We start from the raw sequence: 23,462 nt of genomic DNA on the forward strand, positions 1-23,462 counted from the left end.
GTTTCGCAGCATCATCGACCTGAAAACAGAAAAAGCCCGGACGATGGCTCGTCCGGGCTTTTTCCTTTTCAGGTTCTGACAAATCAGAACTTCATGCCGATACCGACGCGAACCGAGTGGTCGTCGAAGCCCGACGACACGTTGGTGCCACCGAGATTGTAGTTCTTCGACTGGTAGTCGGTGTAACGATACTCGAGACGGGTGGTGATGTTTTCGGTCAGGAAAGCTTCCGCGCCTGCACCGGCGGTCCAGCCGACATGGGTGTTGGTGTCCGAACCGGCTGCGTTGGTCAGCTCTGCCCGGGTGGCGGCAATACCGCCGGTCGCGTAGACCAGGAACGGGTTGACGTCGATACCCATGCGGGCACGCAGCGAGCCGTTGAAGCCCTGCTTGCCGGTCACACCGCCGGCAGAGAAGTCAGCGCCGGAGTAACCGATGTCGCCTTCCACACCATAGACAATGTTGTCAGACTGCCAGTTGTAGCCGCCATAGACACCACCGCCGAAACCATTGGCGTTCTGAGTCGGGGCAGCGTCGAACTCGCCCCACTTGTATTCGCCATAACCACCGAGATAACCGCCGGTCCACAGGTAAGCCTGCGGTGCAACTTCCGCGACAGGCGGCTCAGGTGGCTGTTCGATGATAGCGTCCGCGGCCAGCACGGGTGCGGCGAGCGACAGGGAAGCGGCTGCTGCCAGCAGTGCCAGTTTACGAATACGCATTTTATTCTCCTTGTTTTGACGGGCCCAACACAAACAGCGGACCTTCAGCCACGGGGGCATTGGGATGGATGCCTTCCGACAGGCTGCAAGATGGAGATCGAATGCGGCGGGTTAGCGCCGAGATTGTGAAGACTCCGCGGCAGAAAAAGGGCAGTCGCCGCTGTTGCTTTCGGGCAACATTTTTGCCGTTGCCTGCCCCTTGACTCCATTGCGAATGGACAGCCATCGCCTATATGGGGACTATCCGAATGAAACCGCGAGCGTTGATTTTACAGCATGTTGAGCATTTTGACCCTGATCGCGGGCTTGATCGTCCTTGTCTTTGCCGGTGACTACCTCGTGCGTGGCGCTGTTGCGCTGGCAGAGAAACTGTCTATCGACCCCCTGATCATCGGCCTGACCATCGTGGCTTTCGGCACCTCGGCTCCCGAGCTCTTCGTTTCGCTGCAGGCAGCATTCAACAATGTGTCCGGCATTGCCATCGGCAATGTCGTCGGTTCCAATATTGCGAATGTGCTGCTGGTGCTCGGCGCGCCGGCCCTGCTGATGACAATCAATTGCCGCGAGAACGGTATTGCGTCGTCACTGGCGGTGATGATCGTGATGAGCGTGGCGCTGATGGTGATGATGTGGTTCGGGCCGCTGAGCCGGATCGACGGCGCCATCCTGCTTGTGATGATCGTCGCCTATCTGGCCTGGCAGATCAAGGCGGCCCGCGACAGCGGCGTGGCAACCGTGCCCGACTACCATGACGAGGTCGCCAACCTGCCGCAGCAGGGCTGGAAGACGGGCCTGTTCATCGGCGGTGGCCTGATCGGCCTGCCGATCGGAGCATGGCTGACAGTCGAAGGCGCTTCGCACATAGCCCGTATGCTTGGCGCCACCGAAACTGCCATCGGGCTGACCATCGTCGCAGTCGGCACTTCGCTGCCGGAACTGGTGACCTCAGTGATGGCCGCCTGGCGCAAGTCAGGCGCTGTCGCGATCGGCAACGTGGTCGGCTCCAACATCTTCAATATCGGGCTCATTCTGGGTGCGACGGCAGTTATTCTGCCGCTCGAAGTCGATCCACGAATCGTCTCTGTCGACATGTGGGTGATGCTGGCCGTGAGCCTGCTGGTGGTCGCACTTGCGCACTGGAACGTGCCGATCAAAAAGCTTGGCGGCGCGGCTATGCTTGTGGCGTTTGCGGCCTATATCCTTTCGGTATTCTGAATTTGAAGGCGGCCTTCCGGGCGCAGCGACAAGGACCGAAAACCAGCATGACATCTTCCAGGGGAACAGTTCTTGTCACCGGCGCCGCGCGCCGCATCGGCAAGGCCATCGCATTGGATCTGGCCGCACACGGCTACCGGATCGCCATTCACGCCAACAGCAGCGGCAAGGAAGCCGAAGCCGTGGCGGGCTCGATCCGCGATCTGGGCGGCGTCGCGGAGGTATTTCTGGCTGACCTGTCGGACAGCAAGGCGACGCGTCGGCTGCATGACGAGGTGACTGCCAGGCTCGCCCCGCCCGACATCATCGTCAACAATGCCTCGGTGTTCGTGGACGACGACGTGCGCGACTTTGACGAAAAGAAATTCGACCGGCATTTCGCCCTTCACCTCAAGGCCCCGGCGATTCTGGCCGAAGCCATGGCCGCGAACCTGCCGGACGGACGCGACGGGCTGATCGTCAACATCATCGACCAGCGGGTGTGGAAGCTGACGCCCCGGTTCTTTTCCTACACGCTGTCGAAGGCCGGGCTGTGGACAGCGACGCAGACAATGGCCCAGGCTCTGGCGCCGCGAATCCGGGTCAATGCCATTGGCCCCGGCCCGACACTCGCCAATAACCGCCAGAAGAGCGATGACTTTTCCAAACAGGCTTCGGCGGTGCCGCTAGAGCACGGGCCGGAGCTCGCCGAATTCGGCGCCACCATCCGCTATCTGCACGACGCACGCTCGGTGACCGGCCAGATGATCGCGCTCGACGGCGGCCAGCATCTGGCCTGGGAAACACCCGATGTGACCGGCATCGGTGAATAGGCTGTTTGCGCTTGATAAACTCCACTGCTGACGCCAGATGACAGGTACTTGAGCAAACCCTCTCTTGCCCACACAGCGTCAGGAGTTGATAAGATCGGCCGATGACTCGCCAGCCCGACCAGACATCCCCGAAACCTTCCAAAGCCGCGGCGAAATCCGATGGTGGCGTGATCTATGCGGAAACCGACAGCGACGAGGACGAGCTGACGGAAGCCGAGGCTCCCCTCCCCGCCGATGTCGCCAACATTGCCGATATGGAGTGGAACGAAAGCCCCGGCCTTGCCAGGGGCCTGAAGGGCGCCGAGGTCATTCAGGCCTTCGTCAAGCACCTGCCCAATCAGCCCGGTGTCTACCGGATGATGAACGAAGCCGGCAACGTGCTTTATGTCGGCAAGGCGCGCAGCCTGAAGAAGCGTGTGACGAACTACGCGCAAGGCCGCGGCCATTCCAACCGCATCACCCGGATGATCGCGCAGACGACCAACATGGAATTCGTCACCACGCGCACCGAGACCGAGGCACTGCTGCTTGAAGCCAACCTGATCAAACGGCTGAAGCCACGCTTCAACGTGCTGATGCGCGATGACAAGTCGTTTCCCTATATCCTGATCACCGGCAACCACGAGGCCCCGGCGATATTCAAGCATCGCGGCGCACGCTCGCGCAAGGGCTCCTATTTCGGCCCCTTCGCCTCTGCCGGCGCGGTTGGCCGGACAATCAATGCGCTGCAGCGGGCATTTCTGCTCAGGACCTGCACCGACAGCGTCTATGAAAGCCGCACGCGGCCCTGCCTGCTCTACCAGATCAAGCGTTGCTCCGGCCCCTGCACCGGCGAGATCAGCGCCGAGGGCTATGCCGAACTTGTGAACGAGGCCAAGGGGTTTCTTTCCGGCCGCAGCCAGGCGGTCAAGTCGCAATTGTCGACGGCGATGCAGGCGGCTTCGAACGATCTCGATTTCGAGCGGGCGGCGATCTACCGGGACCGGCTGTCGGCGCTCAGCCACGTGCAGAGCCACCAGGGCATCAATCCGCAGACAGTTGAAGAAGCTGACGTTTTCGCCATCCACCACGATGCCGGCATGGCCTGTATTCAGGTGTTCTTTTTCCGCACCGGACAGAACTGGGGAAACCGCGCCTATTTTCCGAAAGCCGATCCGTCGCTGGCCTCGGGGGAGATCCTGGGTGCCTTTATCGGCCAGTTCTACGATGACAAACCGGCGCCGCGGATGATCCTGATTTCTGAAGATTTCGAGGACCGGTCACTGCTCGAGGAAGCGCTCAGCGTGCGGATGGAGCGCAAGGTCGCAATCAGCGTGCCGCAGCGTGGCGAGAAGCGCGAACTGGTCGACCAGGTGCTGAGCAACGCGCGTGAGGCCCACGGCCGCAATCTGGCGGAAACCGCTTCCCAGACGCGGCTGCTCAAGGGCCTGGCCGAAACCTTCAACCTGCCGCACCCGCCACGCCGCATCGAGGTCTATGACAACTCGCATATCATGGGCACCAGCGCGGTTGGCGGGATGATTGTGGCCGGGCCAGAAGGCTTTGCCAAGAATCAGTACCGGAAGTTCAACATCAAATCGACCGAGATCACCCCGGGCGACGATTTCGGCATGATGCGCGAGGTCATGCAGCGGCGGTTCTCGCGGTTGATCAAGGAGCACGGCGGTGCCGGGCCGACGCCGCCGGACGCGGCGGACGATGCCGATGCGGTGACGCAGTCGGGGATGCCGGCCTGGCCCGACTTGGTGCTGATCGATGGCGGCAAGGGCCAGATGAGCGCCGTGCGCGCGATTCTCGAAGAACTCGGGATCGCCGACAAGATTACCGCCATCGGCGTGGCCAAGGGTATGGACCGCGAGGCGGGGCGCGAACGCTTCTTCGTGGAAGGCAAGCCGGACTTCACCCTTCCGCCGCGCGATCCGGTGCTTTATTTTGTCCAGCGGCTGCGCGATGAGGCCCACCGCTTTGCCATCGGCACGCACCGGGCGCGGCGCAAGAAGGAGATGGTTGCCAATCCGCTGGACGAGATCGCCGGCATCGGGCCGACGCGCAAGCGCGCGCTGTTGCATCATTTCGGCACCGCCAAGGCGGTGTCGCGCGCTGGGATCGAGGACCTTGTTGCCGTGGAAGGAATTTCACGCAACGTGGCCGAGCTGGTCTACAATCATTTCCACGAGGATAATCGCTGAATGGAAGCAACGAGCGACACGAAACTGCGGCATTCGGGCGCTAATACGCGGCGGGACGGTTGACCTTTCGGCTTGGCCGCGCGCATCTTGCGCAGAATCCTGAAACGGATGGGGTGCCCCATGGCGTCACGTGCGCTTAACATACCGAATATACTGACCTATGGACGGATCCTGGCGGTTCCGCTGATCGTTCTGTGCTTCTTCATCGAAGGCCGGCTGCACGGCTCGGATCTGGCGCGATGGAGTGCTCTTCTGATCTTCATCATCGCATCGGTGACCGACTTCTTCGACGGCTACCTCGCCCGGATCTGGGACCAGACATCCAACATCGGCCGGATGCTCGACCCGATCGCCGACAAGCTGCTGGTCTCTGCAATCCTGTTGCTGGTCGCCGCCGACGGCACCATTGCCGGCTGGTCGATCTGGGCAGCAATCATCATCCTGTGCCGGGAAATCCTGGTATCGGGTTTGCGCGAGTATCTCGCCGCCCTGAAAGTGTCGGTGCCGGTGACCTGGATCGCCAAATGGAAGACCACGCTGCAAATGGTGGCTCTCGGCTTCCTGCTGGCAGGTCCTGCCGGTGACAAGGTGCTGCCCTACACAACGGAAATCGGCATCGGTTTGCTGTGGATCGCGGCGATCATCACGATGTATACCGGCTACGACTATTTCCGCGCCGGATTGAAGCATATGGTGGACGAATGAGCTTGAAGGTTGTCTATTTCGCCTGGGTGCGCGAGCGCATCGGCAAGGGATCGGAAGAGCTGGAGCTGCCCGAGAGCGTCGTCACCGTCGGTGACCTGATCGCGCATCTTGCGACGCTGGGCGAAGAATATGCGGCGGCCTTTGAAGTGCCGCAGGTGATCCGCGCGGCGATCGACGAGGAACATGCCGGACATGACGAGGCCATCGGCAACGCGCGGGAGATCGCGCTGTTTCCGCCGATGACCGGGGGCTGAGATGACGGCGGACAGCACGCCCCCGGCGAAACGGCCGGTGCAAGTGACCGTCCGGATCCAGAGCAGCGACTTCGACATCAGCGATGAGATCGGCGCGCTGACCGCCGGCCGTGCCGATGTCGGTGCAGTGGCAAGCTTTACCGGGTTGTGCCGTGACGAAGGCGGCCGGCTGTCCGCGCTTGAACTCGAGCACTATCCCGGCATGGCGGAACGCGCCATCCGCGCGATCGCCGAAGAGGCGGCCGAGCGGTTCGAGCTGACCGGCCTCACCGCCATTCACCGCTATGGCAAGATCGCTCCCGGCGGCAATATCGTTCTGGTGGTGGCATGCGCCTCGCACCGGCAGGCGGCCTTTGACGGCGCCGCTTTCCTGATGGACTATTTCAAGACCGATGCGCCGTTCTGGAAAAAAGAACATCTGAAAGACGGCGGCGCGGGCGAGTGGGTGTCGGCCAAGGATGCCGACGACAAGGCCAAGGCACGCTGGCGGAGCAGATCGTGAATACCACGGTCACGCTTGACGAGAGCTGGAAGGCTGCCCTGTCGGCGGAGCTTCAAAGCCCCTACATGGGTGAGTTGCGATCCTTTCTTAAAACCGAACTGGCGGAAGGCAAGGTGATTTTCCCCAAACCGTCCGAGTATTTCGCAGCCCTCGACCTGACACCGCTCGATGAGGTCAAGGTGGTCATCCTCGGCCAGGACCCCTATCACGGCGACGGCCAGGCACACGGGTTGTGCTTTTCGGTGCGGCCCGATGTACGCACGCCGCCATCGCTGAAGAACATCTACAAGGAACTGGAAGCCGATCTCGACGTCCCCAGAGCCCCGCACGGACATCTGGTCAGCTGGGCGCGGCAGGGCGTGCTGCTGCTCAACTCGGTGCTCACCGTCGAGCGCGGGCTTGCCGCCTCGCATCGCGGCCGTGGCTGGGAAAAGTTCACCGACGCGGTGATCGCCCGGGTCAACCAGCTCGAGCACCCGGTGGTGTTCCTGCTCTGGGGCGCCTATGCGCAAAAGAAAGCGCAATTCGTCGACAGCAGCCGCCATTTAGTGCTCAAGGCCGCCCACCCCTCGCCGCTGTCGGCGCATAACGGCTTTCTCGGCTGCAGGCATTTTTCCCAGGCCAATGAGTTTCTTGAGAAGAACGGTCTCGAGCCGGTCGACTGGCAGCTGCCGGAAAAGCTCTGAGCGGAGGCAACCGACCGCCAACACCCCGGCCCGATCGTCCAAGTCAACACGACCCCTCGACCCGACAGCCTGCACAGGAGAGCCAGCGTGAAACCGTCAATTCTACCCATGACTGGAAAGTGCCGCTGCGGCGAGGTCAGGTTCCAGATCACGCAGTCCCCGCTGATGACAGCCGCCTGCCACTGCACCGGTTGCCAGCGCATGTCCGGCAGCGCCTACTCCCTGACAGCGATGATACCGGTCGACGGGTTTTACGTCATCGAAGGCGATACGGTTGTCGGCGGCCTCAGGGGGCCGCAACTGCATCACAACTTCTGCCCGTCCTGCATGACCTGGATGTTCACGCGGATCGAGGGCGTTCACACATTTGTCAATGTTCGTCCGACATTGCTTGAGGATGCGAACTGGTTCTCGCCATTCATTGAAACAATGACCGTAGAAAAACTTGACTGGGCCACGACGCCCGCCAAACACAGCTTCCAGGGTTTTCCGGCAATGGACGAGATGCCGGACCTGATTGCCGAGTACGCAGCGAGCAGCTGAGAAGTGTAGCCTTGGAAACGAACGAAAAAGGCGACCCCCAGGCCGCCTTTCGTATCGTGTTCAAGCGCCGGATTGTCCGGCCGCAATTGAAGCGGGTTCAGCCGACGATTTCGGTGCCGGAGAACCAGTAGGAGATTTCCTGGGCTGCGGTTTCGGGAGCGTCCGAACCGTGCACCGAGTTCTCGCCGATCGACAGCGCGTAGGTCTTGCGGATGGTGCCTTCGGCGGCGTCGGCCGGGTTGGTGGCGCCCATGATCTCGCGGTTCTTGAGGATGGCGTTTTCACCTTCGAGCACCTGGACGACGGTCGGGCCGGAGGTCATGCCTTCAACCAGTTCGCCGAAAAACGGGCGTTCCTTGTGGACGGCGTAGAAGCCTTCAGCTTCGCGCTTGCTCATCCAGACGCGCTTGGAAGCGACCACGCGCAGGCCGTTGTCTTCGAATACCTTGGTGATGGCGCCGGTCAGGTTGCGCTTGGTGGCATCGGGCTTGATCATCGAGAAAGTGCGTTCAATCGCCATTGTGGTCTGTCCTGTCATTTGGTTGTGGTCACCAGACTTGAGCCCGGCAATTGCCTGCGCAAGATGTTCGGTGTGCGAAAAACCGGGTTGGAAGATCTCCGGCCCGGAGTTGGCGCCTAAATAGCCGCATGGCCTGTCATCCGCAAGGGGCGTCGGGCGCAACAGGCCAAACCCCTTCCACGGCCAGCGCTGTGCCGAGCCACCGCGCCACACGGTCGACCGGGCCGCGCCGGGCCGTGGCCGGATTGGGAACGAGCCAGATCGAGTTCGGCAGACGCACTGACTGGTTGCCAAACGGGGCAACAAGCAATCCAGACGCCAGGCTGTCACGGGTCAGCGACAGCCGCGCCAGTGCGACGCCCTCGCCGCACTCGGCCGCCCGCAACAGAACCTCGCCCGAGTCATAGCGTGGTCCCCGGCTGCAATCCATGCCAGTTGGACCATGCAGCCGCGCCCACGTCTGCCATTGCGCGCTGGGATCGCTGTCATGCAAAAGGCGCATGGCCGCAATATTATTCGCCGGACCCAGTGTGCGCAGATATCCTTGACTGGCCACCGGCAGCAGCAGATCGTTACCCAGTATCATGGCACCGGCTTCCGCCCAGGGGCCCGCGCCCAGCCTGACAGACAGGTCAGCGCCCTGACTCTGCGGAGGTGCCACTTCACGACTGACGGTGACCGAGACGTCGACACCGGCCAACACTTCCCGTGACGCGAGCATGCGCGGAAATAGCCAGCGGGCAGCAAAGGACGAGGTGGTGTTGATGACAACGCCGTTGCGGCCCGTAGGCCGGGCTATCGTGGCCAGTGCTGCCTCGATCCCGGCGATCGCGGCGATCGCCGCGTTGCCCAGTGTCTGGCCCTCGGGGGTGAGCTCGAGCCTGCGCCCCTGACCACGCCTCCGCACCATGGCAACACCGGTGGCGAGCTCGAGCTCGCCAAGCGACCGGCTGACCGCAGAATGGGCAATGCCCAGTCGCTTTGAGGCCGGTCGGACTCCGCCCTCCTCGATGACCGCAGCTAGGGCACGCAAATGGATGAAGGGTGGCAACATGGTCTATTTCATAGACCAGATTACACAGATTTTGAACCGGAATTTTCTGAAGTAACGCGGTATCCTGCAGGCACAATTTTCTCAGGAGGCGCACATGGGAATGCTAATAGACGGAGAATGGCACGACAACCCCGACCCGAAATCAACGGATGCGACGGGCCACAGCTTTCCACACTGGTCATCTCTGAGCACCAATAACGCTCTAGGCGATTTGGCTGCACGCTATGTTCTGGTGGCGTCCTACAGCTGCCCGTGGTCGCATGCGACGCTGGTTACCCGCGCGCTGCTGGGGCTGCAGCAGACGGTACCGCTGCATGTCGCCGGCGGGCCGCGGATTGAGGGATACGCGTTGTCGCCCGAGGGGCCGCTGTCTGCTTCGGCGACGACGGCGGACGCGACCACAGTTTACCGGCATCTCCACGAACTCTACACGGCGACGGCACCCGGTTTCACCGGCCGGGCCACGGTTCCGGTGCTCTGGGACCGCATGGAGCGGCGCCTGGTTCTGGCCGATTCCGGCGATATTCTGCGATGGCTCGACCTTCTGGGCGGCGCGGGTCCGGCCCGGTTGCACCCGGAGAGCGCGCAGAAGGAAACGGAGGAGTTGCTTGCCCTGCTCCGCGACCGGCTGGCGCAGCCGATCTATCGCGCCGGTCTCGCCACCACGCAGGCGGTCTACGACGCGGCGACAGACACGGTCTTTGCGACGCTTTCCGATCTCGAGGCTCGGCTGGCCGACCGGCGCTTCCTACTCGGCCCCGTCCTGTCTGTCGCCGACATCCGCCTGTTCTGCCTGCTGGTCCGTTTCGACACGGTCTATGGTCCGCTTTTCCGTCTCACCCGCCGGCGCCTGACCGACCACCCAGCGCTCTGGGCCCATACGCGCGACATCCTGTCTTTGCCCGGCGTTCAGGACACCGTCCAGATGCGGACCATCCAGGAGGGGTACTTCCTCAATGACGGCGCCACCAATCCACATCGCATCATCGCCGATCTGCCGGATCTTGACTGGACCCCGGACGCCGGGCGCGTGTTTGCCGGATGCGTGAGACGCGCCGTCCCGGCGCCGGCAGCCGCTGCTTGGATCACCAGTCGATCCGGGATAAAATCCTCCCATGTCTGACGCGGTGATAGCCTCGGGAGTTGTCGCTGTGGCGGTTTTCGGGTTTGCGCCTCAGAACCAGGCGATGCTGGCGGCGGGTGCTGCGCGAACCGTCAGGCCGGTGCTCGACACGATGTTTGTCAGCCTCTGCGGCTGGCTGCTGCTGTTCGGACTGGCGCTGGGCTTGTTGCGGCTGTTGCCCGCGTGGATCGGCGGGGCGGCGGTGATCTTCGCCTCGCTCTTGCTGGCGGTGGCCGGACTGAGCCGCTACATGGCCGATCCGGGAACCCGAAGGGATCCGGTGGCGGCCATCACTCACCCGGCGCTCCCGCGGCACTATCTGCAAAGCCCGGAAAGCTGGGCAGTGGCGTTCTTTCTCGCGGGATCCGCCGCCGGCGGCTCCGTGACGCTGGCCGCTGCCTTTGCCGGCTTGACGCTGCTGACCATCTTCAGCCTGGCGCTGTGGGCCACAGCGGGCTGGGCCGGATGTCAGTACCTGGCGTCACGCTGGCACCGGCGGCATCTCGACTGGGGCCTGGGCATCCTGATGTTCTTCGCAGCCATGGCCTCGCTCACTCCCTCGGGCTGAACGCCCGGCAGCTCAGACCGCTGCGGGAGCCGAGCGCCCCAGTCCATCATGCAGATCGAGGCAGCGCTCGAACCAGTCGCCCACCGGGTCTGCGGTTTCAACCAGGCTGATCCCGGCGGTCAGCCGCACCCATTGCAGGGCGCCAAAGACGATGTAATCGGCAAACAACGGCGATGAACCGCCAATCCAGGGCTGCCGCTTCAGGGTCGTGCGTAGTGGCAGGAGCGTCGCCGGCAGCGCCTCGAGCGCTTTCGCACGCCCTTCCGCCACCTGTTCCAGCGTCATGCCCATGCGGGCTTCGCGGCTGGTGCGGAAATACGCCTGGTCGGCCGGCGCAAGCGCATTGTGGATGTCCATCAGAGCGATATCGCGCATGGCGCCATGCAGCACCGTGTTGGTCCAGCTCTCGATGAAGCGGGCCATGGCCTGGCCGCCCTCCCCGCCAAACAAGCTCGGCTTGTCCGGGTGGGTTTCCTCCAGATAGGCGGCAATCATGAAGCTGTCGGCTATGACCTGGCTGCCATCACGGATGACCGGCACAGTCCTGGACACGCCGCCCTCTACCTCGGGCACCTTGGTGAAACACACCTGACGACGCTCGAACGGCAGACCCTTGTGGGCAAGCGACATCGCCGTCTTCCAGCAATGAGGGCTGAAGGGGCGTGACGAATCCGCGCCAACAAGTTCGTGAAAGATGATGGTCATGTGTTTGTCTCCCAACGCCAATTCAGCATTGTTGTGGCGCAACACGAAGCGGTTGTCACCCGGGTTGCGACCATCATTGCGTGGTTTCCCCTTGCCATTTTGGTTCAACATCGCCAGAAGCGCGGGCATGCTTACGATCACAGACCTTTCCGCACGCATTGCCGGGCGGCTTTTGATTGACAATGCCTCGTTGGCGCTGCCCGCAGGTATCAAGGCCGGGCTTGTCGGCCCCAACGGCGCCGGCAAATCGACCCTTTTCAGGATCATCACCGGCGAAATGGCGAGCGAGACCGGCCATATCTCGATCCCCAAGAACACCCGCATTGGCCAGGTGGCGCAGGAAGCGCCGTCGGAAGAGACTGCTCTGGTCGAGATCGTGCTGCGCGCCGACCTCGAGCGCACCAGGCTGATGAAGGAGGCGGAGACGGCGACCGACCCCAACCGCATCGCCGAGATCCAGACCCGGCTGGTGGATATCGACGCCCATTCGGCGGAAGCCCGCGCTTCCTCGATCCTGGCCGGCCTCGGCTTCGACCAGGACGCACAGCAGCGGCCGGCCTCGAGTTTTTCCGGCGGCTGGCGCATGCGGGTTGCGCTGGCTTCGGTGCTGTTTGCCGAACCCGACCTTTTGCTTCTTGACGAGCCGACCAACTATCTCGACCTTGAAGGGACCTTGTGGCTGGAAGATTATATCCGCCGCTATCCGCACACCGTGCTGATCATCAGCCATGACCGGGACCTGCTGAACACGGCTGCCAACGCGATCGTCCATCTCGACCAGAAGAAGCTGACCTTCTATCGCGGCGGTTTCGACCAGTTCGAGCGCCAGAAGGCCGAGCGCGACGAGCACCAGATGAAGGCGCGCGAGAAGAGCCTTGCCGCACGCAAGCACATGGAAGCCTTTGTCGAACGTTTCCGCGCCAAGGCGTCGAAAGCGCGCCAGGCACAGTCACGGCTCAAGGCGCTTGAGAGGATGGGCACGGTCGATGCGGTCGTGGAGACCAGTGTCAGCGGGTTCTCGTTTCCGCGGCCAGAGAGAGGCGTCGCCTCGCCGATCATCGCAATCGAGGACGGCTCGGTCGGCTACACGCCGGGATCGCCGGTGCTGAAACGGCTCGACCTCAGGATTGATGCCGACGACCGGATCGCCCTGCTCGGCTCGAACGGCAACGGCAAGTCGACCTTTGCCAAGTTCATCGCCGGCCGGCTTGAGGCCGAGGGTGGCCGCCTGCGGGTGGCACCGCAACTGCAAACCGGTTTCTTCGCCCAGCACCAGATGGATGACCTGATCCCCCAGGAATCAGCAGTCGCCCATGTGCGCCGGCTCATGCCCGATGCTCCGGAGGCGCGCGTCCGTGCGAGGGTGGCGCAGATGGGCCTGAAGCAGGACAAGATGAACACGCCTGCCAAGGATCTCTCCGGCGGCGAGAAGGCGCGGCTCCTTATGGGGCTTTCGGCCTTCCATGCACCCAATCTGATGATCCTCGATGAGCCGACCAACCACCTCGACATCGACAGTCGCGCTGCGCTGATCCGGGCGCTCAATGATTTTCCAGGTGCAGTGATCCTGATCAGCCATGACAGGCATCTGATCGAAGCCACGGTCGACCGGTTGTGGATCGTCAAGGACGGCACGGTCAGCGCGTTTGACGGCGATCTGGACGACTACCGCCAGGAAGTGGTGGGCTCCTCGAGCAAAAGCAAGAAGAGCTCGGACAATGACGGCGGCGGCTCCAAGGCGGAGAAGCGCAAGCAGGCTGCCCGCGAGCGTGCGAACCTTGCGCCGATGAAGAAAAAGATCAAGGAATTCGAATCCTTGGTGGAGAGACTTAGCAAACAGATTCAGTCGCTTGATGCAGAACTTGCGAACCCGGACCAGTTTGCCGATGCGCCCTACAAGATCGCGCAGAAGACAAAGCAGCGGGCTGATCGGGCAGCCGAACTGGCCAAGGCCGAGGAAGACTGGCTGGTGCTGACAAGCGAAGTCGAGGAAGCCGAAGCGTCCGAGTAAAATGCACAGTGGTTTCCGGGATTTCCTGCTCAGAAACCGTGGCGCTTTTGAAGCGACGTTCGTAACCCGACCGCGCGGAACTCTCCGGAGCTCTTTGTTGTTCGACGCGTGCACCAACCCGGACCGTTGTCCCTGCCGGTCACGCAAGGCCGTCTTCACCTATGCCGCCGGCTTTGATGGTTGGCCGGTGCAGTTGATTGACGAACGGTTTGGGCTGGATAATTGTGGCGCTTGGCAGTTCAAGCTTCAGCGTTCACGACCCCAGGGAGGTCCCGAATGACCCAGTCTGCAAAAGCCGACGAGTTTGCGACCCTTCACGTTCCCGGCCAACCGCTCGTGCTCTACAACATTTGGGATGCCGGCAGCGCCGCTGCCATTGCCGAAGCCGGCGCTTCGGCCATTGCGACGGGTAGCTGGTCGGTTGCCGCGGCTCAAGGCTATTCCGATGGTGAGCAGATTCCGCTGGAACTGCTCCTGAGCATCAGCGAAAGAATCGTTCATGCGACTGATCTTCCGGTCACGATCGATTTCGAGGGCGGCTATGCACGCGCACCCGCCCAACTGGCCGAAAACGTGACCCGGCTCATCGAAACCGGGGCCGTCGGCATCAATTTCGAAGACCAGATTGTCGGTGCTGATGATCTCTATGCGATCGCCGAGCAGACCGACCGCATTGCCGCAATCCGCGAGACGGCACACTCAGCCGGGATGCCGTTGTTCATCAATGCCCGAACAGACCTGTTCCTGAAGGAAAAGGACGCTTTGCGGCACGAGGGTCTTGTCGACAGCGCAATCGAGCGGGCACAGAGCTACGAACAGGCCGGCGCCAGCGGGTTCTTCATTCCAGGACTGTCCGAACCGGAACTGATCAGGCGCGTCTGCCGTGCGGTTTCCCTGCCGGTCAATGTCCTGCGTCCGGGTACAAGCCCATCCCGTGCAGAGCTGGGCGCGCTCGGGGTCGCGCGCATATCTGCCGGCCCGGCGCCTTACCGGAGCATGATTGCCGATCTTTCCGTACGCTTTGCGAAATTATCATAGCCTGAACTTGCTGCGGCAGCCTGTCACGAACCACGGCACAAGGCTAAACCGGCAGGCGATTTGTCCATCCAGTGTTTGCTGTTAGATTTTCGCTTCTCTCCGGCTTCGAGGCAGGGCGAATGGCAAAACATGCAACGAAGGTCGCTTGCCGACCGACCCATGGTGCAAGCCGGTTAGGGCCATTGGTCGCCCTTGGCCTTCAAAGTCGGCTGCAGGTTACGCTGTTGATCTGGATTGCCGCGGCACTGAGTGCCTGTACAACGGGAAAACCCGGCACAACGTACCGGCATTACATGGTCTACGCGGAAACAACACAAGGGTTTGCCCGCAGCGTACGGGCCAATGCGCCACGCGGTGGACGGGCCTTTGGGCTGGTCGAGATCACCTTTCACCCCGACTATACGTTGAAGCCGGACGGCAAAGCGTGCGCAGCCACGGTCAAGTCTGTCGGCCTTGAACTTGTGATCGTGCTGCCGAAATGGCGGGAAGGAAAACCCGTCCCGGCTCAGGTCAAGCGAACATGGGCCCGGTTCGACCGGACCATCACCGCCCATGAGAACGCCCATGTCCGCATTGCGCGGGCCTATGCTGCGCGGATGAAGAAATCCATCTCCGGCATGCGGTCGGCCTCAGGCTGCGGCGACCTCAAACGCAGGATCAAGGACCGCATCTCGAAGTTGAAAACGCAACATCTGCGCGCTCATGACCGCTTCGACGCTCGCGAGAGGAAGCGACTCAAAGCGTTGTTGTAATATGATCGTTCTGATCTGAAGCGGCCATGCGTAGGGCGTCAATCACGCCTTTTTCTGCCAGCGCCGATCCGGGGTTTGCTGCCAGTAAGTGAGCGTGTGGCCGCCAGCCTTGAGAGCCTTCCACTGGGCCCGGGCCGCATCGAGCTGGCTCTGGTCGTGACCGTCGAACATCATCACCAGGCGCTCAACACCGTCGAGTTCAGGCATATCCGCCCCGTCGGCGACAAATCGCACGGTGGCGCCGTTTGCCGGTTCGGCGGCCAAGGTCAGCAACACCGGCTGGCGTTCCGCGTGGGCAGATTGTGCGCTGCCATGCGGCAGAAAGCTGTCCTCACGGAAGGTCCAGAGGTGGGCATCCAGCGCTGCGCAGCGCTCCTCGCTGCCGACATGCACGGACACCCGCCAACCGCGTTCGAGGCTCTTCTCGAGCAGCGGCGGCAAGGCGTCCTCAAGCCGGGATTCGGTCAGATGGTAAAACAGCGCCTCGACCATCGGGCAAACTAGCTTTCGTAGTTGGCGCGCACCAACTCGTCGAGCAACCGGACACCAAATCCAGAAGCCCAGGACTGGTTGATGTCGGTGGCGGGCGACCCCATGGCGGTGCCGGCGATGTCGAGATGTGCCCAGGGCGTGTCGCCGACGAAGCGCTTGAGGAACTGCGCGGCGGTGATCGAACCGGCATAGCGGCCGCCGGTGTTCTTCATGTCGGCGAACTTGGAATCGATCATCTTGTCATAGGCCGGATCAAGCGGCAGGCGCCAGACCCGTTCCTGGGTGGCTTCGCCGGCCTTGCCGAGGGCTTCCGAAAGCTTCTCGTCGTTGGAGAACAGGCCGGCGTGATGCTGGCCGAGCGCCACCATGACGGCGCCGGTGAGCGTTGCCAGGTTGACCATGATCTCGGGCTTGAAACGCTGCTGACAATAGGTCAGCGCGTCGCACAACACCAGGCGGCCCTCGGCGTCGGTGTTGATGATTTCGATGGTCTGGCCCGACATCGAACGGACGATGTCGCCGGGGCGCTGGGCGGCGCCGTCGGGCATGTTTTCAACGAGCCCGATTATGCCGACAGCGTTGACCTTGGCCTTGCGGGCGGCAAGCGTGTGCATCAAACCGGTCACGGCGGCCGCGCCGCCCATGTCGCCCTTCATGTCTTCCATGCTGGCGGCCGGCTTGATCGAGATGCCGCCGGTGTCAAAAACCACGCCCTTGCCGACGAAGGCCAGCGGCTTGTCCTTGGGCTTGCCGCCCTGCCATTGCATGATTGCCAGCCGCGGCGGGCGCACGGAGCCAAGCGAAACACCAAGCAGCGCCTCCATCTTAAGCTTCTTCATTTCCTTCTCGGTCAGGATTTCGACTTCCATTCCAAGCGCTTCAAGCTCCTTGGCGCGGCCGGCAAACTCGACCGGTCCGAGCACATTGGCCGGCTCGTTGACGAGATCGCGGGCCAGCTTGACACCGTCGGCGACTGCCTGGCGGCTGGCAAAGGCCTTCTTGCAGCCAGCGGCGTCTTCGTGCTGAAAAACAACGGTGAGCTCGCGTGAACCGTTCTCCTCATCCTCGGCCTTCTTGGTCTTGTACAGATCAAACCTGTAGGCCCGGAGCAGCAGGCCCAGCGCCATGTCGGCCGCTGCTTCCACGCCGATGGCTGCCGTGTCGCCCAGCAGGACCGTGACCCTCTCGGCCTTGCCGATCAGCGTGAATGCCTTGCCACCGATGCGCATCCACTCATGTCCGGTGAGCTTGTCAGGCTCCCCTGCCCCAACCAGCGCTATGCGGTCGACGGGCGCGTCGACAGGGGCAATCACATCGGCGGTCGAGAAGGTCTTGCCGGTAAAGCCTGCGACCTTGACCGCCTTTTGCAACTGGCCCGACGGATCCACGCCGCTGACGGCGTGTGGTACCGGCTGGTTCAGCGATCCCAGGGCAACAACCAGTCCTCCAGAGGTTTTCGCTGTTTTGGAGAAACTGATCTTTATGCTCATCGACATGACGGCTCCCTTGAATTCAGATGATTTGCATGGCTGGCGATCTTCGCGTTTTCGCGGCAGAAGGCAAGAGTTGTGAATCGGATCAGGCGCGAAACGCGCGTTGGTTCAAGACGAACCCGTTTTGCGTCGAAAATTAGGCGCGTCCGGACAATCGTCGAATGAGGACTGAAGCGGATTTTGCAAGGAACATTGCATTTGCCGTCCGGCACCGCAATAAAACGTTAACTGTGTTTGTTTGCCACAGATTATCCAATTTGCGATTTGATAAGGCCGGTGCATGGTTGGGCTGATCCAACCGGAATTCCGCAGTGCCTGAAGAAACATGGTTCTGCCCGGCTTGCTCCGGAAAGGCACGATGAAGCAGATTGAACGCTACATATTCATCCGCATGGCACTGCTGACCTTCTGGTCGCTGTCTGCCGTGACCCTGCTTGTGATGACCACGCAAGTGCTTGTCCGCGTCAATGTGCTGACCACGACCGGCCAGGCATTCGGCGCATTCCTGTTGCTTGCCGCCACGCTCATACCCTCGGTTCTGACCATCGTGGCGCCGTTCGCGTTGCTGATCGGTGTCAGCCAGGTTCTGTCGAGCATGAATTCCGACAGCGAGCTGGTTGTCGTCGAAGCTGCAGGCGTTCCTCCGGCCACCGTTTTCAAACCCGTTCTGATGCTCTCGGCAACCGTATCGCTGGCCGTGCTTCTGATCAGCCATTTTGTCGAGCCCTGGTCGAACAACAAACTCCACGACGTCCTTGCACAGGCACAGTCGGATCTGTTCTCCGTCGCCGTGCGCTCGGGAACCTTCATGAAGCTCGTAGAGGGTCTCCACGTCCAGATCAACGAGAAGCTCGCCGATGGTCAAATGGGCGGAATCTTCCTGTCCGACAACCGCACCGAAGGCAATGAGACGATCTATTACGCGCGCAGCGGCGTGGTCAGGAAATCCGAAGAGACCGGCAGCAATATCCTGTTCCTGGTCGACGGCGAGTTGCAGCAGCGGGACCTGACCAGTGACAGGATCTCGATCGTCACCTTCACGTCCTACGCGCTGGACATGGCAGCCTTCATTCCGGCCGGCAGCGCGCCGGCCATGCGCCCCAACGAGCGGCCGACACAGTACCTGCTCCACCCGGATCCGGACGATTATTTCATGAACGGGCCCAAGAACGCCATAACCCAGGAGCTTGTTAAGCGATTTTCGACGTGGATGTATCCACTGGCCTTTGGACTGATTGCGTTTTCATTTCTCGGCAAAGCGCGCTCGAACCGGCATGAGCAGTTCCAGAACGGAGCGCTGGTAGCCGCCATTGCGCTTGGCAGCCGCGGGCTTGGATTTTACAGCACTGAAGCATCCGGAATAAACCAAACCATGGAAATTCTTTCCTATGTGGTTCCTGCGGTCCTGATCCTGGTCTTCGGCCTTCTGGCCCTGACCGGCAGAACGTTGACCATTCCGAAAGCCTGGGCGCAGTTGAATTACCGTGTCATGGACTTTTGTGCCGCACAGATCGCCAGACTTCAAGGCCGTGGCCGCGCGGGTGAAGGACACTCGACATGAGGCTGCCCTTCACCACCATGTCGCGCTATTTCTTCTACCGCTACATGGCGACTTTCCTGATCTACTGCCTCGGCCTGCTGCTGGTGATCCTGCTGGTGGATTTCAACGAAACCAGCCGGCGGCTTTCACGGGCGGAGGACTATACCGTGACGCTGGGGCTGCTTGTCTCTGCCCTCCGCGTTCCCACCGTGCTGCAACTGATTATCCCCTTCGTCGTGCTTATTGCATCCATTGCGACGCTGATGCAGCTCAACCGCAAATATGAGCTGGTGGTGACGCGCGCGGCCGGTATCTCGGCCTGGCAGTTTCTGGCGCCGCTGGTCGCTGCCAACGTGCTGATCGGGCTGGTTTCGGTTACCGTGCTCAATACACTGGCCGCCAAAGCCATGACCATGGCAGAGACTATCGCCGTCGACCGCAATCTTGGCAGTGCCCGCTCGTCAGACGTCCCGCCCTGGCTGAGGCAGCGAACGGAGGAGGGCGATACGGTCCTGGGCGCCCGTGCAAGTTCCGAAGGCGGCACCAGATTGTCGGGCGCCACCTTCTTCCTGTTCGACAAGGACCAGCGGATCAAGGAGCGGCTGGAAGCGGAAACGGCGGTCCTCGGCGACGGGGTCTGGGAGCTGACGAACGTCAAGCGGATTCGTGGTCAACAGCCGGTGGAACAGGTGGAAGCCGCAACAGTGCCCACAGCGCTGAAACCGGAGTTCGTCGGCGAATCATTGAGTTCGCCGGACACGGTCCCCTTTTTCGAGTTGCGCGGGAAGATCGCGACAGCCAAATCTTTCGGCCTTCCGGCAACCAGTTACCAGATGCAGTTCCACCGTTTGGTGGCCCTTCCGGCGCTTCTCGCGGCGATGACGCTGATTGCTGCAATGGTCTCGCTGAAATTTGTTCGCTTCGGCCAGTCTTTAACGGTCATCCTGGGTGGAATCCTGGCGGGCTTCGTGCTTTATGTCGTTTCCGAGTTGATCCAAGCGTTTGCCAACGCTGGGACCATTCCGCCGGTCGTGGCGGCCTGGCTTCCGGTGCTTGTCGCTTCGGCATGTGGTACGACAGTGCTTCTCCACAAGGAGGATGGATAGTGGCGGGTGTGCGCCGGTCTAGAGTAGATGTGTTTGCTGGCGTTCTTTGCGCCGGCGTGGCCGTTTGCACCATTTTTACGTTTGCCGCTGAGCAGGTCGCAGCGCAGGGCGTACCGCCTGGCAGTTTCGACATTGCAGAAGACGCAAAGATGCTGCTGGCCGCCGATGAACTGATCTACAACAACGATACCGGCGTCGTCGTGGCAAGTGGCGGCGTGCAGATCGATTACGGCAATTACAAGCTTGTGGCCGACCGGGTCGAGTATGACCAGAACACCGGCCGCATGCAGGCTTTCGGCTCGGTCGAAATGGTCGAGCCAAGCGGAAACCGGATTTATGCTGACAATCTCGATGTCACGGATGATTTCGCTGACGGGTTTGTCAACGCACTGAGAATCGAAACGCCCGACAACACACGCATAGCGGCCGAAAGTGCCGTACGCGGAGACGGCCAGACGACATTCAACAATGGCGTCTACACGGCTTGTGAAATTTGTGAGGAAAAACCCGAGCGCGCACCCTTCTGGCAGGTCAAGGCAAGGCGCGTGATCCAGAACGGCGAGACCAAGACGATCCGCCTCGAGCATGCGACTTTCGAACTCCTGGGCATGCCGATTGCCTACCTGCCTTTTCTCGAGCTTCCCGACCACGACAAGAAGCGCAAGTCCGGCTTTCTCACCCCCAGCTACCTGATCAGCGAGAATCTCGGTTCCGGGGTATCGATCCCGTTCTATTTGGCGATTTCACCCTATATGGATGCGACCTTCACAGGTACCGGCTACACCAAACAGGGTTTCCTCGGGGAAGTCGAATTCCGGCAAAACTTCGCCAATGGCGAGCACACTCTGCGCATGGCAGGCATTTCCCAGACGGACCCAAGCGCTTTTGCTGCAAACACATCGGACTCGCTGACCACCCGACGGGGCATGATCGCATCTCAGGGGCAGTTCAGGATCAATCCGCGCTGGACCTTCGGCTGGAACGGGATGATCCAGACCGACAACAATTTCTCAGAGACCTACGGCATCGCCGGCTACAGTGGCAGCACGGTCAAGTCGGAAGTCTATCTGAAGGGCCTGTCAAACCGGAGTCACTTCAATCTGCAAGCCTACAGGTTCGACATCCAGGACGCCGACGAAACCAATGCTGCTGAAAAGCTCCAGACCGTTGTCCACCCGTCGCTGGACTACAAACGGACGTTTTCCGAACCGGTCGCCGGCGGGGAATTGTCGCTCGACGTCAACGGATATTCGGTGTCACGGCAGGCAGACGACAAGACCGTGCGCAGTGGCTCCGCCTCCACCAACCCGCTGAATGCCGACCGTTACAAGGGCTTTGCCGGTTCGAACTCGCGGCTGAGCGCCGAACTCGAGTGGAGACGGACATTCACCTCCATGAACGGGCTCCGGCTCACTCCACTGCTGGCAGCGCGCGGCGATGTCAATTCGGTCGATGTCGACACCGCGCCGGACGATTACAACGGGACCTTCGCCGGAAATGGCTCGCATGGCCGCGGCATGGTCACCGCCGGGCTTGAAGCCAGCTATCCGGTGCTGGTTACCACGGCCGGATCCAGCCATGTTTTCGAACCGATTGCGCAAGTCTTTGTGCGCCCCGACGAGCAGTTGGCAGGCGGCATTCCGAACGAGGATGCCCAGAGCTTCGCATTTGACACGACTTCGCTGTTCGAACGGGACAAGTTTTCGGGTTTCGACAGAACCGAGGGTGGCACACGGGCGAATGTCGGTGTTCGCTACACCGGCAGCTTCGACAACGGCCTGACGACGCACGGCGCGTTCGGCCAGTCTTATCACCTTGCGGGCCTCAACTCCTTCGCCACGCCGGACCTTTCGCAGGCAACGCGAAATTCGGGCCTTGAAGACAATGTCTCCGATTTTGTCGGCTCGGGCGGAATGGCTTTCAAGGGCTTCTCGTTCGCAGCCTCAGCCCGTTTCGACAAGGATGACTTCCGCATCGAGCGCTCTGACCTGCGCGCCGGGTACTCTTCCGGACGGATCACCACATCGATGACCTACAGCGAAATCAAGGCGCCGCGGCCACTCGTTCAGGGCGACGAGGACCGCCGTGAGATCACCGGACTTGCCTCACTGAAGGTCCATGATTACTGGCGTGCGGCGGCCTCCGTGAGCTACGACCTGGTCGACAGGAAATTCAACAGCACGGCTTTTGGCCTGCTGTATGAGGACGAGTGCTATGCCTTTGCCCTTGCTTATGAAACGACGCGGGACGACGGCAACACATCGGCGCGCGATTGGAAAATCGGTGCCCGCCTGAGCTTTCGCACCCTCGGCGATATCGGCACGGGCGACGTGACAAATCCGTTGCTGAAGTCGAGCTTCTAGGGCCTGTGGACAGTTATGGTTGCGCCGGATACGCCTCGTTTTCGCCGCATGCGACAGGCATTTACGTGCGACATCGGATTTGCAAGACTGGTATCTTCGGGTTGACCGGACAAAAGGACTAGAAAGCATGAACTTCACCGCGATCTCTCGCCTGACCGGCCTGCTGCTTGCTGCCGCCGTCGCGCTGCCGGTCTCGTTGGCCGCAACACCTCCCGTTCGCGCTGCCAGCGAGATCAAGATCGTGGTCAACAACCAGGCAATCACAAGTGTCGATATCGCCCGGCGGGTGGCATTTCTCAGACTACAGCGCACCGGCGGCAACCTTGGACAGAAAGCGCGCGAGCAGCTCACCGAGGAGGCCCTGAAGCTGCAGGAGGCAGCGCGCATGCGCGTGATGGCCTCGGATGCCGAGGTTGACGCCGCCTTCGAACGCTTTGCCGCCTCGAACAACTTGTCCACCGCCCAGATGACCCAGGTTCTCAACCAGGCCGGCGTTACGCCAAAGCATTTCAAGAACTTCATCCGGGTTCAGATGAGTTGGCCGCGGGTTGTTGGCGCAATCGGTGGCGGTGGTCTGTCGACGCAGGAGCTGGTTACCAAAATGCTTGAGCGGGGCAACAGCAACAAGGCTTCGACGACGGAGTACATTCTCCAGCAGGTGATCTTTGTCGTCCCAGCCAGCAAACGCTCCAAATCGGTTTTGAACGCCCGCAAACGCGAGGCAGATCAGCTGCGTGCAAGGATCAGTGGATGTGACAACATAACTTCAATGATCACCGGACTCAGGGACGTGTCGCTGCGCCAGCTTGGCCGCGTAATGCAGCCGCAGTTGCCGTTGGACTGGAAGCCGCTGATCGAACGGGCCGACACCGGTTCGGCCACCTCGACACGGATTACAGAGCGTGGCGTGGAATTCATCGTGCTGTGCTCAGCAAAGACAGTCACGGACGACAAGGCAGCCGAGCTCGTGTTCAGAGCCGAGAACGAAGAGGCCGGCGAGTCCGAGGAAGCCAAGAAGTACCTCGCCGAATTGCGCAGACGCGCGATTATCGCAAACAAGTAAGGGCTG

23 protein-coding genes are annotated in these 23,462 nt (G+C 61.5%); 17 read left to right on the plus strand and 6 right to left on the minus strand.

The features are described from left to right. Window positions 1-83 precede the first annotated feature (83 nt). A complete protein-coding gene (locus tag CRO46_RS11390) occupies window positions 84-722 on the minus strand; it encodes an outer membrane protein (RefSeq protein WP_097107903.1) in 639 nt (212 codons plus the stop codon). A gap of 276 nt (window positions 723-998) precedes the next feature. Here CRO46_RS11390 and CRO46_RS11395 point away from each other — a divergent pair, with 276 nt between their 5' ends. The 8 genes from CRO46_RS11395 to CRO46_RS11430 all read left to right on the plus strand — a co-directional run bounded on the left by CRO46_RS11395 (window position 999) and on the right by CRO46_RS11430 (window position 7,628). Then, on the plus strand, window positions 999-1,937 hold the full coding sequence (locus CRO46_RS11395; RefSeq protein ID WP_097107904.1) for a calcium/sodium antiporter: 939 nt from the start codon (window positions 999-1,001) through the stop codon (window positions 1,935-1,937). A gap of 47 nt (window positions 1,938-1,984) precedes the next feature. Further along, window positions 1,985-2,749, plus strand: coding sequence for an SDR family oxidoreductase (locus CRO46_RS11400; RefSeq protein ID WP_097107905.1), 765 nt, complete (start codon window positions 1,985-1,987; stop codon window positions 2,747-2,749). Between the two features lie 101 nt (window positions 2,750-2,850). After that, window positions 2,851-4,938: an excinuclease ABC subunit UvrC gene (gene uvrC, locus CRO46_RS11405; protein WP_097107906.1), complete on the plus strand. Its 2,088-nt coding sequence runs from the start codon at window positions 2,851-2,853 to the stop codon at window positions 4,936-4,938. 120 nt (window positions 4,939-5,058) lie between these two features. Continuing rightward, entirely contained in the window at window positions 5,059-5,643 is a 585-nt protein-coding gene (gene pgsA / locus CRO46_RS11410) for a CDP-diacylglycerol--glycerol-3-phosphate 3-phosphatidyltransferase (RefSeq protein ID WP_097107907.1), read from the plus strand. Further along, window positions 5,640-5,897, plus strand: a complete 258-nt coding sequence (moaD, locus tag CRO46_RS11415) for a molybdopterin converting factor subunit 1 (RefSeq protein WP_097107908.1) — start codon at window positions 5,640-5,642, stop codon at window positions 5,895-5,897. Before pgsA ends, moaD begins: the two co-directional genes overlap by 4 nt. Window position 5,898: 1 nt before the next feature. After that, complete coding sequence (locus CRO46_RS11420; RefSeq protein WP_097107909.1) at window positions 5,899-6,399, plus strand: molybdenum cofactor biosynthesis protein MoaE; 501 nt, start codon at window positions 5,899-5,901, stop codon at window positions 6,397-6,399. Continuing rightward, window positions 6,396-7,085, plus strand: a complete 690-nt coding sequence (gene ung, locus CRO46_RS11425; protein ID WP_097107910.1) for a uracil-DNA glycosylase — start codon at window positions 6,396-6,398, stop codon at window positions 7,083-7,085. The genes CRO46_RS11420 and ung overlap by 4 nt, the downstream gene beginning before the upstream one ends. Before the next feature lie 87 nt (window positions 7,086-7,172). Next, complete coding sequence (locus tag CRO46_RS11430) at window positions 7,173-7,628, plus strand: GFA family protein (protein ID WP_425479267.1); 456 nt, start codon at window positions 7,173-7,175, stop codon at window positions 7,626-7,628. Window positions 7,629-7,725: 97 nt separating this feature from the next. On the opposite strand, the gene ndk is transcribed toward CRO46_RS11430, so the two are convergent. Continuing rightward, entirely contained in the window at window positions 7,726-8,148 is a 423-nt protein-coding gene (gene ndk, locus CRO46_RS11435) for a nucleoside-diphosphate kinase (protein ID WP_097108249.1), read from the minus strand. 136 nt (window positions 8,149-8,284) lie between these two features. Next, the gene (locus CRO46_RS11440) at window positions 8,285-9,202 is read right to left on the minus strand and encodes a LysR family transcriptional regulator (RefSeq protein WP_097107912.1); all 918 of its coding nucleotides are present in this window, start codon (window positions 9,200-9,202) and stop codon (window positions 8,285-8,287) included. Between the two features lie 94 nt (window positions 9,203-9,296). On the opposite strand from CRO46_RS11440, the gene CRO46_RS11445 reads away from it, so the two are divergent. Together CRO46_RS11445 and CRO46_RS11450 are read left to right on the plus strand one after the other, a co-directional pair. Continuing rightward, window positions 9,297-10,325 (plus strand): glutathione S-transferase C-terminal domain-containing protein, encoded by a 1,029-nt coding sequence (locus CRO46_RS11445; RefSeq protein WP_097107913.1) that lies wholly within the window; start codon window positions 9,297-9,299, stop codon window positions 10,323-10,325. After that, complete coding sequence (locus CRO46_RS11450) at window positions 10,318-10,893, plus strand: hypothetical protein (protein ID WP_097107914.1); 576 nt, start codon at window positions 10,318-10,320, stop codon at window positions 10,891-10,893. The genes CRO46_RS11445 and CRO46_RS11450 overlap by 8 nt, the downstream gene beginning before the upstream one ends. Before the next feature lie 12 nt (window positions 10,894-10,905). Here the strand turns inward: CRO46_RS11450 and CRO46_RS11455 are convergent, their stop codons facing one another. After that, entirely contained in the window at window positions 10,906-11,598 is a 693-nt protein-coding gene (locus CRO46_RS11455) for a glutathione S-transferase family protein (protein WP_097108250.1), read from the minus strand. Between the two features lie 127 nt (window positions 11,599-11,725). Between CRO46_RS11455 and CRO46_RS11460 the strand changes: the two genes are divergently transcribed. From CRO46_RS11460 to CRO46_RS11470, 3 genes are all read left to right on the plus strand, one after another. Continuing rightward, on the plus strand, window positions 11,726-13,609 hold the full coding sequence (locus CRO46_RS11460; protein WP_097107915.1) for an ABC-F family ATP-binding cassette domain-containing protein: 1,884 nt from the start codon (window positions 11,726-11,728) through the stop codon (window positions 13,607-13,609). 276 nt (window positions 13,610-13,885) lie between these two features. Then, complete coding sequence (locus tag CRO46_RS11465; protein WP_097107916.1) at window positions 13,886-14,647, plus strand: isocitrate lyase/PEP mutase family protein; 762 nt, start codon at window positions 13,886-13,888, stop codon at window positions 14,645-14,647. A 224-nt stretch (window positions 14,648-14,871) separates the two neighbouring features. After that, window positions 14,872-15,399, plus strand: coding sequence for a DUF922 domain-containing protein (locus CRO46_RS11470; protein WP_179759033.1), 528 nt, complete (start codon window positions 14,872-14,874; stop codon window positions 15,397-15,399). A gap of 42 nt (window positions 15,400-15,441) precedes the next feature. Here CRO46_RS11470 and CRO46_RS11475 read toward each other — a convergent pair whose 3' ends face one another. After that, on the minus strand, window positions 15,442-15,891 hold the full coding sequence (locus tag CRO46_RS11475) for a DNA polymerase III subunit chi (RefSeq protein WP_097107918.1): 450 nt from the start codon (window positions 15,889-15,891) through the stop codon (window positions 15,442-15,444). A gap of 8 nt (window positions 15,892-15,899) precedes the next feature. Next, window positions 15,900-17,387 carry a leucyl aminopeptidase gene (locus CRO46_RS11480; RefSeq protein ID WP_097107919.1) on the minus strand — a complete coding sequence of 496 codons (1,488 nt, stop codon included), beginning with the start codon at window positions 17,385-17,387 and terminating at the stop codon, window positions 15,900-15,902. 355 nt (window positions 17,388-17,742) lie between these two features. Here CRO46_RS11480 and CRO46_RS11485 point away from each other — a divergent pair, with 355 nt between their 5' ends. The 4 genes from CRO46_RS11485 to CRO46_RS11500 all read left to right on the plus strand — a co-directional run bounded on the left by CRO46_RS11485 (window position 17,743) and on the right by CRO46_RS11500 (window position 23,456). Then, window positions 17,743-18,945: an LptF/LptG family permease gene (locus CRO46_RS11485; RefSeq protein WP_179759034.1), complete on the plus strand. Its 1,203-nt coding sequence runs from the start codon at window positions 17,743-17,745 to the stop codon at window positions 18,943-18,945. Beyond that, entirely contained in the window at window positions 18,942-20,030 is a 1,089-nt protein-coding gene (lptG, locus tag CRO46_RS11490; protein ID WP_425479268.1) for an LPS export ABC transporter permease LptG, read from the plus strand. Before CRO46_RS11485 ends, lptG begins: the two co-directional genes overlap by 4 nt. Continuing rightward, the gene (locus CRO46_RS11495; RefSeq protein WP_425479269.1) at window positions 19,991-22,393 is read left to right on the plus strand and encodes an LPS-assembly protein LptD; all 2,403 of its coding nucleotides are present in this window, start codon (window positions 19,991-19,993) and stop codon (window positions 22,391-22,393) included. The genes lptG and CRO46_RS11495 overlap by 40 nt, the downstream gene beginning before the upstream one ends. 127 nt (window positions 22,394-22,520) lie before the next feature. Continuing rightward, window positions 22,521-23,456: a SurA N-terminal domain-containing protein gene (locus tag CRO46_RS11500; protein ID WP_097107921.1), complete on the plus strand. Its 936-nt coding sequence runs from the start codon at window positions 22,521-22,523 to the stop codon at window positions 23,454-23,456. The last annotated feature ends 6 nt before the right edge of the window (window positions 23,457-23,462 follow it).

This window comes from Parahoeflea halophila (assembly GCF_900220985.1).
Classification (GTDB): Bacteria; Pseudomonadota; Alphaproteobacteria; order Rhizobiales; family Rhizobiaceae; genus Hoeflea; species Hoeflea halophila.